The organism is Syntrophorhabdaceae bacterium (genome assembly GCA_036504895.1).
Classification (GTDB): domain Bacteria; phylum Desulfobacterota; class Syntrophorhabdia; order Syntrophorhabdales; family Syntrophorhabdaceae; genus PNOM01.
The window spans coordinates 1-11,194 of record DASXUJ010000056.1 but is presented as its reverse complement, the minus strand read 5'-3'; the positions used below and the strand labels follow the sequence as shown (position 1 = coordinate 11,194).

At 54.8% G+C, this 11,194-nt stretch carries 9 protein-coding genes; 4 read left to right on the top strand and 5 right to left on the bottom strand.

The features are described 5' to 3' along the window. Positions 1-55: 55 nt before the first annotated feature. The 5 genes from VGJ94_07345 to VGJ94_07325 form a co-directional block, all read right to left on the bottom strand. Positions 56-628, bottom strand: a complete 573-nt coding sequence (locus VGJ94_07345) for a hypothetical protein (GenBank protein HEY3276420.1) — start codon at positions 626-628, stop codon at positions 56-58. A gap of 47 nt (positions 629-675) precedes the next feature. Then, positions 676-888, bottom strand: a complete 213-nt coding sequence (locus tag VGJ94_07340; protein ID HEY3276419.1) for a hypothetical protein — start codon at positions 886-888, stop codon at positions 676-678. A gap of 69 nt (positions 889-957) precedes the next feature. Then, positions 958-1,884 (bottom strand): thioredoxin-disulfide reductase, encoded by a 927-nt coding sequence (trxB, locus tag VGJ94_07335; GenBank protein HEY3276418.1) that lies wholly within the window; start codon positions 1,882-1,884, stop codon positions 958-960. 72 nt (positions 1,885-1,956) lie between these two features. Beyond that, the gene (locus VGJ94_07330) at positions 1,957-2,652 is read right to left on the bottom strand and encodes a hypothetical protein (protein HEY3276417.1); all 696 of its coding nucleotides are present in this window, start codon (positions 2,650-2,652) and stop codon (positions 1,957-1,959) included. 121 nt (positions 2,653-2,773) lie between these two features. Next, the gene (locus tag VGJ94_07325; protein HEY3276416.1) at positions 2,774-3,079 is read right to left on the bottom strand and encodes a putative quinol monooxygenase; all 306 of its coding nucleotides are present in this window, start codon (positions 3,077-3,079) and stop codon (positions 2,774-2,776) included. 164 nt (positions 3,080-3,243) lie between these two features. On the opposite strand from VGJ94_07325, the gene VGJ94_07320 reads away from it, so the two are divergent. The 4 genes from VGJ94_07320 (at position 3,244) to VGJ94_07305 (ending at position 10,306) form a co-directional block, all read left to right on the top strand. After that, a complete protein-coding gene (locus VGJ94_07320; protein HEY3276415.1) occupies positions 3,244-3,726 on the top strand; it encodes a VOC family protein in 483 nt (160 codons plus the stop codon). A gap of 83 nt (positions 3,727-3,809) precedes the next feature. Continuing rightward, positions 3,810-6,701: a PAS domain S-box protein gene (locus VGJ94_07315; protein ID HEY3276414.1), complete on the top strand. Its 2,892-nt coding sequence runs from the start codon at positions 3,810-3,812 to the stop codon at positions 6,699-6,701. Between the two features lie 171 nt (positions 6,702-6,872). Beyond that, a complete protein-coding gene (locus VGJ94_07310) occupies positions 6,873-8,144 on the top strand; it encodes an HDOD domain-containing protein (protein ID HEY3276413.1) in 1,272 nt (423 codons plus the stop codon). Continuing rightward, on the top strand, positions 8,135-10,306 hold the full coding sequence (locus tag VGJ94_07305; GenBank protein HEY3276412.1) for a response regulator: 2,172 nt from the start codon (positions 8,135-8,137) through the stop codon (positions 10,304-10,306). Before VGJ94_07310 ends, VGJ94_07305 begins: the two co-directional genes overlap by 10 nt. The last annotated feature ends 888 nt before the right edge of the window (positions 10,307-11,194 follow it).

The window sequence follows — 11,194 nt, the reverse complement described above, 5'->3', positions numbered from 1 at the left end:
CGGATATTTGAGAAAATTCTTTGAGATTCTGAGTTCTCTTATCTTATCGTTCGCTCTATTGTTTTCCCTCATCTTTTATACCCCTGGTAAAATATTTCTGCATACTTTCGCTGACTTCCGACAACACTTCTCCCGCCTTCTCTTTAGGGCACGTAATACGCAGGAAAAGGCCCGGCATATCGATGCCCAGGAGGGGGAAAAGGGGGAGATCCAAGACCTTTCCCTTGAACCGCTCCGCTACAAGGAGGGCAAATTCCCTCGAACGGCCCACATGGACCGCAGGCACTTCCTCGATGGTGAGAAACTGCCCCTCCGATTTTTTCGCGTTGGAGACGGCGACGATCACATTCTCCTGATCGGAGAAGGTGAATTCCACTGCCATGAAGAGCGAGGCCCGCAGCCGGTTTATCTTATTCGCAATCTCCACCTGCTTCTCGATCCTGTCGGTCCCTTCATAGGTGAAAACCACGAAGCCCTTCCCTGCCAGGTGCTTCTTCAAAAGCACGCGGGCCTCCTGGTCCTTCTCGCCCACGTGATACAATACAATATGTTGGGCGCCGTAGGAAGAAGAAAAGAAGGGGATAAAAATAAAGCAGGCAAAGAGCAGGGTCATAACGATGGTTCTCACAAAATGACTCCTGCCGATAGCCGGGCAGGACGGGAGATGGGGTGCGGTCACTTCCCCTCCCGGAGATTTCGATAAAGATAGCCCACGCCCCATAGGGCTGCAAAAAAGAGAAATATATAAAATAATATTTTGACGAAGAAACCGAGTATATTGAAAATCAGCCAGAGAATGAGGAAAAGTATCAGGGCCGCGAGGCTGAGGATGAACCCTGCCGCCACGATCATGGACCCGGCGAAGAAATCCCTTAGAACCCTGCCCACTTCGCACCGCCCTTAAAACCCTCACCTGCGACCGCTCTCATGCCATCCCACCCGCGCCCGGACCCCAGGCTACCGCCTCCCCAGGATATATCTCTCGAGGTTCACGGCTGCGAGGGCCCCGTCGCCGACTGCGGTGGTAATCTGCCTCAACGCTTTTTTCCGTACATCCCCTGCGGCGAAAAGCCCTTTCGTCCTGGTGGCAAGGTCCTCGCCGGTGACGATGAACCCCCCTCTATCTCTGTCCACAAGGCTACCCAGGAAAGAGGTCGCGGGCCTTGCCCCGACATAGATGAAGACGCCGTCCACTTTCAACTCCGTGGACGCACCCGTCTCCGTATCCTTGAGAAGGATCGACTCCACCTGGTCCTTGCCCTTGATTTCCAGGGGCACCTTGTTCCAGAGAAACTCCATCTTGCTGTTCGCGAAGGCCCTATCCTGAATGATTTTCTGGGCCCGCAGCGTATCCCTGCGGTGAATGACATACACCTTTTTTACGATATGAGCCAGGGCGATGCCTTCCTGGATCGCCGCGTCGCCGCCCCCTATGACCGCTATTTCAAGATTCCGGAAGAAAGCGCCGTCACAGGTGGCGCAATAGGAGATACCCCGTCCCAGGAGTTCGCTCTCTCCCGGGATGTCGAGCTTCATCGACTCGGTCCCGGTGGCCGCGATGACGCCCTCACATTCGAATTCCGCGCCCCCCGCCTTTATGGTAAAGCGATCGCCCCTTGCCGCGACTTCCTCTATCTCCGAGAACTCCTTTGTCACAAGGCCGAATTTCCGGGCCTGTTCCGCCATGCGGCTCATGAGCTCGCGGCACACCACGCCGTCGGGAAAACCGGGGTAGTTCTCGACCCGCTCATATTTCATGGGCGTACCGCCCAAAATGCCTTTTTCCAAAAGGAGGGTGGACATTCCCGCCCTCATCAGATATATACCCGCCGTGAGCCCCGCGGGCCCCCCGCCAAGAATCACGGCATCAAAATGTTCTCCCATGAGATCAACTCCTTGCCCGCTTGATTCGCTTGTCCTGCGTCTCATTCATTGTAAGCAATGCGGGCTTAATATTCAATGGGAAAAGCGGGACTCTTTCTTGGGGCACCTCCGGCTGCAGTTCCTGCAGAGAAGTTTTTCGTTGTAGAACTCGAAGAAGCGTTCCGGGTGAGCATGATATTGGTATTCCCACTGAACGACCACCGCCACGGACAGGGCCGCCACTGAAAGGGTCCAGAAGGAGGGAATAAAAAGGAGAGGCGCGAAGGCCATGAGGTATCCCCAGTTATTGATCCTGCACGCGCTGCAGCATTTGTTCCCGATGATCCATTCGAAAGGGCACCACAGGGTCACGCAGAACTGGTCCATGAAGATAAAAAAGAGAACGACCATGAAAATTCCCAGGGGTCCGAAGACCCGGAAATAGTAAAGAAGGCCGGTCGCGGCAATCACGAGGGCCCAGGAGAAGGCAACCCTGAGGGCGCCTCGGTTTATTTTTCCCACGTAGGAGGCAAGCTTCTTCTCCGCTGCAGGGGTTCTTTCCCTTCCGGCCCCGTAATGGCGCCGGAATATTTTTCCCGAACTAATGTCCTTGTTCAGGGAAGGGGTCATGCGTTTTACCAGGATCAGGACAATAGCGAGCCAGAAGAGGTGATAGACATTGAAGAAGGCGATTCGATAGGCAAAGAAGGCGTTGAGAAAGCGGGGATTTATCGCGGCCACAACCAGGCACGCAAGCAGGATCATACCCTTGATGCAGAGTTTCACCATGTCCCCGGAACGTCCCGTTCGACCTTTGGCCGGAAGAAAGCCTGTCACCGCCGGACCGCCGGGTGTTCACTATTCCAAATAAAGGTCACACGCTGCGCCATGCCTGTTTCAGGACCCGATCCTACGCCTCCCGAAGTACCTTGATGGAAACGCTCTCCACCACATCCGCGACCTTTTCACGGTACGCGAGCATGTGGGGAGCGCTAAGATGGGCAAGAAGGGCCTCCACGCTCTCCCACCTCTCGAGGATTGTGACCTCGTCTTCATCGAGCACCTGGGGCGGTATATCAGCCGCCGCGTCCACCGCGGGGAAATATTCGATGCAGCCCTTCTCGGCACGGACCTCAGGCAGATTGGCATTGAAAATCCCGAGAAATTCGGCCCTTTTCCCGGGCGTCACATGCACCGAAGCAATCACATAGATCATAAAATCCTCCTTTCCCCGGCGTGATATGGATATCCGGCAATCGGATTCTATCCATTGCCGCCAACCGTGTCAATCTGTTTTTGGGATATAAGCCGGATGATTATATTTATCCAATACTTCTTCGCTCCAGTGGAGAAGCGACACGGACTTACAAGGAGGCTTCGATGAACCATCGCTTCCCGTCAATCGGCTCCGTCGCCATGACGGTTCTCATGCTTTTGTTCTATGGCTGCGCTGCTCCCATGGACTTCGGTCCATCAAAAGCGCCCACACCCGGCGCGGTAACGGGCATGGACCACATCCTGCTGACCGTAGCCGATCTCGACAAGTCGGTTCGTTTTTACCGGGATGCGCTGGGGATGCGGGTCGAGTTCAAGGCGATCCGCTTTGCCATACTCCGGGCCGGAAAATTTGGCGTGGCCCTGAGCACCAGGCCCTGGGACTTCGAAAAGAAAGGCGAGCCCAAAGGCATCGGCACGATCCCCCATTTTACCACCCCGAATATGGACGACTTCGCGGCACGACTCAAGAAATTTGGCATCCCGTGGCTCCGGGGTCCGGTGCGTGAGTCCTTCGGAATAGAGGCCTTCATCGTCGATCCCGACGGATACCAGTGGGCCGTAGTCGCTCCCCTGCAGCCACGGTAAATATATCGGAATGCCGCCATTTTGCCTCAACGATGGTGTATAATTCAAATAGTGACTTTCAACTATGGCGGGGGGCTATAGTGATGGACAAGTATAAGACAAAAGAGCAGCTGGTCAAAGAACTTGCAGCGCTGCGCCAACAAATTACCAATTCGGGAAAATCAGAGGTTGAGCTAAAACGGGCTGAGGAGAAGCTCCGGGAAAGCGAGAACCGGTTCCGCGCAATAGTAAATTATACCTATGACTGCGAAAGCTGGACAGACCCCGAAGGCAAACTTGTCTGGGTCAATCCTGCGGTCTTCGAACTCACCGGGTACACGGTGGACGAGTGCATGGGCATGGCTGACTATCCTCTGACCTTCATCGATGAAAGGGACAGAAGCACAATAGCCCGGTATGTTGGAGAAGCAATCCGGGGTTCGAGCGGCAAAAACGTGGAGTTCCGTCTCCGGTGCAAAGACGGCAGCCTGAAATGGGGGGCCGTTTCATGGCAGCCCATTTATGACGCCCACGGGTCGAGCCTGGGTGTTCGATCGAGTGTTCGGGACATCACCGATCGCAAGCAGGCTGCGGAGGCGCTCATAGCGTCTGAAGAAAAGTATCGCCGGTTTTTTGAAGATGCGGTTCTCGGGATATTTCAGTCCACGCCTGAGGGAAAGATCATTACGGTCAATCCGGCCTACGCCCGCATGTTTGGCTACTCATCTCCGACCGAACTTACGACCGCCGTATGGGACGTAGCCACGTGCCTCTATGCCGATCCCTCCCGCCATCCGCCAATTGTCCGCATGATTAAGGGGAAGCATCATCCGGTACATGTGGAAAATGTCTACAAACGCAAGGACGGCAGCACCTTTGTCGGGAACCTCCACGCCTGGACCGCACGAAGCAGCAAGGGAGAATTGATTCTGGAGGGGTTCGTTGAAGATATCACCCGGCGCAAGCGTATGGAAGAGGAGATCTTACGGGCCAAAGAGGCCTGGGAGCGGACATTTGCCAGCGTGCCGGACCTGATCGCAATCCTCGACAACCAGCATGGGATTCAGCGCGTGAACGAAGCGATGGCGCGGCGTCTCGGGATAAAGGCGGAAGACGTGATCGGGCTCAAGTGCTATGAGGCGGTGCACGGGCTACCGGAGCCGCCCGATTTCTGCCCTCATTCCCGAACCATCAAGGACGGCCGTCAGCATGTCGAGGAAGTGCACGATGACCGGCTGGGAGGCGATTTCGTGGTCAGCACAACCCCGCTGCATGACGATCGGGGACAGCTCATCGGCGCGGTCCATGTGGCTCACGATATCACCGGACGCAAGCGCGCCGAGGAGAGCCTCCGGGAAAGCCAGGAACGGATGTGCAGGGCGGAGGAGATCGCCCACCTCGGCAGCTGGGAGCTCGATGTCGTGCGCAACCGCCTGTCGTGGTCGGATGAGGTGTACCGGATCTTTGGCCTTCATCCGCAGGAGTTCCGCGCCACCTACGATGCCTTCCTCGATGCGGTCCACCCTGACGATCGCGCGGCAGTGGATGCCGCATATTCCGGCTCGGTGCGTGAGGGAAGAGACAGTTACGACATCGAGCACCGGGTCATAAGAAAGTCAGACGGTGAGGTCCGCACTGTCCGTGAAAAATGCGAGCACATCCGGGACGGCGCCGGCAGGATTATCCGCTCCGTCGGGATGGTGAGCGACATTACCGAGCGCAGGAAGGCAGAGGAGGTCCTCGCGCGCGCTCACAAGGAGCTTGAACATCGCGTCGTGGAGCGAACCGCCGAGTTGAGTCGAGCCTATGAAGTGCTTCAGCGCGAGACGGAAGAGCGCAGGAAGACGGAAGAGCAACTCCGCCAGTCCCAGAAGATGGAAGCCATCGGCACCCTCGCCGGAGGGATCGCGCACGATTTCAACAATATACTGGCGGCGGTGATCGGCTTTACAGAAATAGCGATCGACGATAACGCACCCGTCAATAGCGCCGTGGACCGTGCCCTTACCCATGTCCTGAAAGCCGCCTTGCGGGCAAGGGACCTTGTAAAGCAGATCCTCGCCTTCAGCCGGAAGACCGATTCTGAGGTCATCCCCCTGCAATTAACTCCTCTCATCAAGGAGACGGTGAAGCTCCTTCGTGCGTCCCTCCCCTCCTCGGTGGAGATCGATCTGAAAATAAAGTGCACGTCGGACACGGTTCTCGCCGATCCGTCTCAGATGCAACAGGTAGTGATGAATTTATGCACGAACGCCGGCTTCGCCATGCGAGACAAGGGAGGGAGGCTTACCATACGCCTCGGTGCTGCGAGCAAGTCTTCTCTGCCTTCCGGACTGGAACCAGGCGCCTACCTCCTCCTCACCGTAAGAGACACGGGCACGGGCATTGAGCCCGATGCAATGCAAAGAATCTTCGAGCCCTTCTTCACCACAAAAGAGCCCGGCCAGGGCACCGGCATGGGCCTCGCGGTCACCTATGGCATTGTGAAAAGCTTACACGGCGACATCACCGTCGAGAGCACGCCGGGGAAGGGCTCTGCCTTCAACATCTTCATCCCTGAAGCCGAACCATCCGTTCAATCGGGTCACACCGCCGAAGGTGACATCCCTCGGGGGACCGAACGGATTCTTTTCATCGATGACGAGGAATCCCTTGTGAAATGGGGTATGGCAACCCTCCGGCGGCTCGGCTACAAAGTCGTTGGGGTAACGGACGGCCGCGATGCCTTGTCCGCGTTCCTGATTGATCCCCGCAGGTTTGATCTCGTCATTACCGATCAGACCATGCCCGCGACGACCGGGATCGCCCTGGCGAAGAAATTCTTGAAGGTACGACCCGATATCCCCATTATTCTCTATACCGGGCACAATGAAAATGTATCTCCCGAAAAAGCCGGCGAAGCGGGGATCAAGGGGTTCCTGATGAAACCCCTCTCCAAACGTGAGATGGCGGAGGCGGTCCGCAGGGTGCTGGACGAGAGGCAAGGGCAAAAATAATAGGTGAAGAAGGTCAGGAGCTCCGTGCTTACGCACATTATGACGCCCGTTGTACGCCTTCGTTCCCCTTGTGCATTCCCCCCTCCCTGACGCCACATACAGCTTGTCTGCCACAGAACCATTAAGAATTAGGGGAGCAGGCCGATAATATAATTGGTGGGGAGGGGGATTTTGCTTAGAGTCGGCATAGAGGCTATCAAACCGGGTATGGTTCTCGCGGAAGATCTCGTCCATTCTAACGGGAGATATCTTTTCGGCAAGGGGACAGCGCTTGACGAGGACCATCGGCGCATCCTGAAAATATGGGGGATCCACTCGGTTGAGATAGAAGGGGGGATAGACGATAGCGACCCTTCGATTGCCGACGAGTGTGACCCCGCGTTACTTCAGGCCGCTGAAACATTGGTGGCAAAACGGTTCACCCCGGGCAGCCTGGACCATCCTTTCTTTAAAGAGCTCCTCCATATCTGCACCCTCAGAAAAGCGCAACAATTGGCGGAGAAAGGGCCGCTCAACAAGGATGCGGTCTCTTCGGCTCCCGAGCCTGTGCCCGTGTCCGTATCGGAGCTTGCCCGTCCATCCCCAAGAAATGGCGTTACACCTCAAACCCTGATAGACAGAGAGCCTGCCCTTGCCTCTCTTCCTAATGTTTTTATGGAGATCTGCAATGTCATCGATGATCCCAGAAGCTCCGCGGTTCACATTGCCGACGTAATCAGCAAAGATATGAATCTCTCCGCCAAACTGTTAAGACTCGTGAATAGCGCATTTTACCGGTTTCCCTCAAAAATTCATACCATTTCCCGTGCGGTCATGATGATCGGCACGAAGCAACTGAGTACCCTGGCATTGGGCACGTCTGCAATCACCATGTTTAAGAATATTCCCGTCGATTTTGTGGATATGGAATTATTCTGGAGACACAGCATTGCCTGTGGAGTGAGCGCTCGCATGATTGCCAGTTACATGAATATTTTCAATACAGAGCGACTTTTCGTCGCAGGGTTGCTTCATGATATCGGCAGAATCATCTTATATACCCGAATTCCTCATCAAGCGAGAGAGATCCTGACCCGGGCTGCTGAGACCAATGGGTTGCTCAGAGACGCGGAGATTGAAGCCCTGGGATGGGACCATGCCCAACTCGGGGGGTTGCTTCTTAAAAAATGGAGATTTCCCCTCATGCTGGAGCATGGGGTGAGGTATCATCACGACCCTTTTAAATCGCAGTACCCTCTGGAGGCTTCTATTGTCTGCCTCTCCGATGTCCTGGCAAACGCGCTGGAGATGGGCTCCAGCGGGGAGCACCTCGTCCCGCCGATGATGCCCGTTGTTTTGGACAAACTGGGATTCGAAAAAGCGGCATTGGCGGAGATCGTCCAACTCATCAAGCGCCAGGTCGCGGAGATTTTATACCTCTTTTTTGGTGAAAGATGGGCGTAAACACCCATAAAGGTCCTGACGCGGATCTCAAAACCCGCCTCGATTACCTGGAAGAGGTCCAGCGCTTTACGGTAGACGCCCTTGAGATGGCTGCCTATCTTGGAGACTTCCAGAGCAACATCAGCACACGACAGGACCCTTCCATCATATTGACCGAAACAGGGGTCCGGGTCAGGAGCCTGATACCCTTTCGCACCATAGGGTTTTATCTGGTAAATGAGGCGAATTCCGATTTCTATCTGGCCGATTGCGTGCCGGAGAAGGACAAAACATATTTAGCGGAGGAGATCGATTTTTTAATCAATAACGGGACCTTTGCCTGGTCCTTGAGAGAGAATCGGGCGATCAGGGCGAGTACCAGGGATTTCGAAGGGCAGATAATCCTGCATGTACTGACCACGAATTCGAGAATTCGCGGCCTGTTCTGCGGGATCCTCTCTCAGGGCGAAAAGAATATTCCCGCGGTTTCTCTCTCTTTGCTCTCCATCATCATGCTGAACAGCGCAAATGCCTTGGAAAGCCTTCAGATTTACGAAATGCTTAAAAAAGCCCGGGCCGAATTGGAAGAAAGGGTCAAAGAGCGCACTTTGAACCTGGCAGAAGCGAATGAGAGGCTGAAGAACGACATCGCCGAGCGTAAGCGCGCTGAAGAACAACTGGGGTACGAGAGGCAGAAGTTCGCCACCCTTTCCGAACATGCCCCCTTCGGGATGGCCTTAGTCGATAAAAACGGACAATTCCTCTACATCAACCCAAAGTACAGGGACATCTTCGGCTACGACCTTAGCGACATACCCGATGGCAAAAGGTGGTTCAAAAAGGCATATCCCGATAGGGCTTATCGCCACAACGTGCTCTCTGCGTGGCTCGACAATACGAATAGTGCCGGTTATGGCGAACAGCGGCCAAGGATTTTCAACACCACATGCAAAGACGGGTCGACGAAAATCATCAATTTTATCCCTGTGTTACTGGGCAACGGGGATAATATCATGGTATGCGAGGATATTACCGAGCGTAGAAGGCTGGAGATGGAGCTCATCCACGCCCAGAAGATGGAAGCCATCGGTACCCTTGCAGGGGGCATTGCCCATGATTTCAACAACATCCTTATGGGCATTCAGGGATATGCATCTCTTATGATGCTGGACATCAGCACGGACCATCCGCACTACGAGAAGCTGAAACGTATCGAAGAGCAGGTAAAAAACGCAGCAGGCCTTGCCGGTCAGCTGCTCGGTTTTGCAAGGGGCGGAAAATACGTGGTCAAACCCGTAAGTTTGAATGAACTGATCGAAAAGACCTCTACCATGTTCGGCAGAACCAAAAAGGAAATTACCATTCATCGGAAATATGACAAGGCTTTATGGGCTATAGAGGCAGACCAGGGCCAGATCGAACAGGTACTGCTCAACCTCTACCTCAATGCCTGGCAGGCCATGCCGGCCGGGGGAGACCTTTCGATCGAGACCGGGAATATTATAGTGGGCAAGAATTATATAAAAGCGTTCCCCATGCCGGCCGGTAAATATGTACGAATATCCATCACCGATACCGGCGTCGGCATGGACGAGATCGCCAAAGAGAGAATCTTCGAACCCTTCTTCACCACGAAAGAACTGGGCAGGGGTACGGGATTGGGCCTCGCAATGGTATATGGCATTGTAAAAAACCATAACGGCTTCATTGACGTGGTAAGTGAACCCGGCAAGGGAGCGACATTTTCGCTCTTCTTTCCCGTCTCGGAAAAGCCTGTGGTGAAAGAGCACTCTCCGGTTCCGGAAATCATGAGAGGCACGGAGACGATCCTTCTTGTCGATGATGAGCCCGATGTCCTCGCGGTGAGCAAGGCAATACTCGAGTCCTTCGGGTACCGCGTGCACGGCGTTAAAAACGGAGAGGAGGCAATTACGCTCTACACGCAGAAGAAGGACGAAATCGACATCACCATCCTCGACATGATCATGCCGGGCCTCTCGGGGAGAGAAACTTTCGAACGTATCAGGGAAGCGAACCCTTCAGCAAAAGTAATCCTCAGCAGCGGTTATAGCTTGAACAGCCAGGCACAGCAGATTATGAACAAAGGATGCCATGGTTTCATCCAGAAGCCCTTCGACATGACCCAAATCTCCCGGATGATCCGGGGAGTGCTGGATTCGTAAACATTAAATTCTTCGCCGGAGCCCTCCATTGTGGGGGGGGGCACGGGGCCGGGAGGGCTCTATCCTCTCCGCTTCAACTGCGCCCGTCACCCGCTAAAAGACGGCTCGTCGTGCACTCAGCCACCCAACTCGTCGTACCTCCTCAGACATGAGTGGCTGTCCTTCGGAGCGTTTCTCCTCACCGAGCGGGTCCCGCCGGTGCTCGCAAGGCGCTCCGAGGATAAAGCCCTCCCGACCCCGTGAAGTGGGATCGAGGAAAGAGTGGATTTTGCAGATAAGGTGAACTAATTCCTTCCTGAAATCCGCTCCCAACCCTCTATTTCAGCCACATAACGCTTTCTGTAGGCTATCCGCAGTCGCACAACCACAACTCCTCCCGATTTCCGCATAAGCGCGCTCGACAGGCTGCCGGCTCACAACTTTTTCTTCAGGCCAAAAATGTCAGACATGTAGTCATCGGACTTCTTGGGCCCTTGAGCTGAGAACTTTGTCCCACGTGAACACATCTGCCTCCATTTCTGCCCCGGCCGCTTACTGCGCTGCCACCTTGGAGGCTCCAGTATTTGTGCCCCTTGTGAATCACCTTGAGGGGGGGGGAGGGGTGTCGGTTCGTTTTTGCGAAATCATTGGGGTTTTTATCTTGTCAAAGAGCCGGTCTGTCAGGACTTAGTCCACCGGGGCATGGCACACGCGTCGGACCCCCTGGTCCATCGACCCAAGGCGCCTTTAGAAAAGTAACGGAAAAGACCGCGTTGAGTCCTGTAAAGGAATTGAAAAAATACACAGGCGGCCATTAGCGAAGAAGGTTTAGGGGTCGGATACCCCCTCGTGTGCCCTAGAGAGGGAGGGTTGGATGTCCATGGAGGCGGGGGGGGTTTTTACCCGCCC

What these genes read in the sequence shown, in the direction of transcription:
- VGJ94_07320 (HEY3276415.1), top strand. Translation starts at nt 3,244, where the DNA reads ATGAACCATCGCTTCCCGTCAATCGGCTCCGTCGCCATGACGGTTCTC.
- VGJ94_07330 (HEY3276417.1), bottom strand. Translation starts at nt 2,652, where the DNA reads ATGGTGAAACTCTGCATCAAGGGTATGATCCTGCTTGCGTGCCTGGTT.
- VGJ94_07325 (HEY3276416.1), bottom strand. Translation starts at nt 3,079, where the DNA reads ATGATCTATGTGATTGCTTCGGTGCATGTGACGCCCGGGAAAAGGGCC.
- trxB (HEY3276418.1), bottom strand. Translation starts at nt 1,884, where the DNA reads ATGGGAGAACATTTTGATGCCGTGATTCTTGGCGGGGGGCCCGCGGGG.
- VGJ94_07315 (HEY3276414.1), top strand. Translation starts at nt 3,810, where the DNA reads ATGGACAAGTATAAGACAAAAGAGCAGCTGGTCAAAGAACTTGCAGCG.
- VGJ94_07305 (HEY3276412.1), top strand. Translation starts at nt 8,135, where the DNA reads ATGGGCGTAAACACCCATAAAGGTCCTGACGCGGATCTCAAAACCCGC.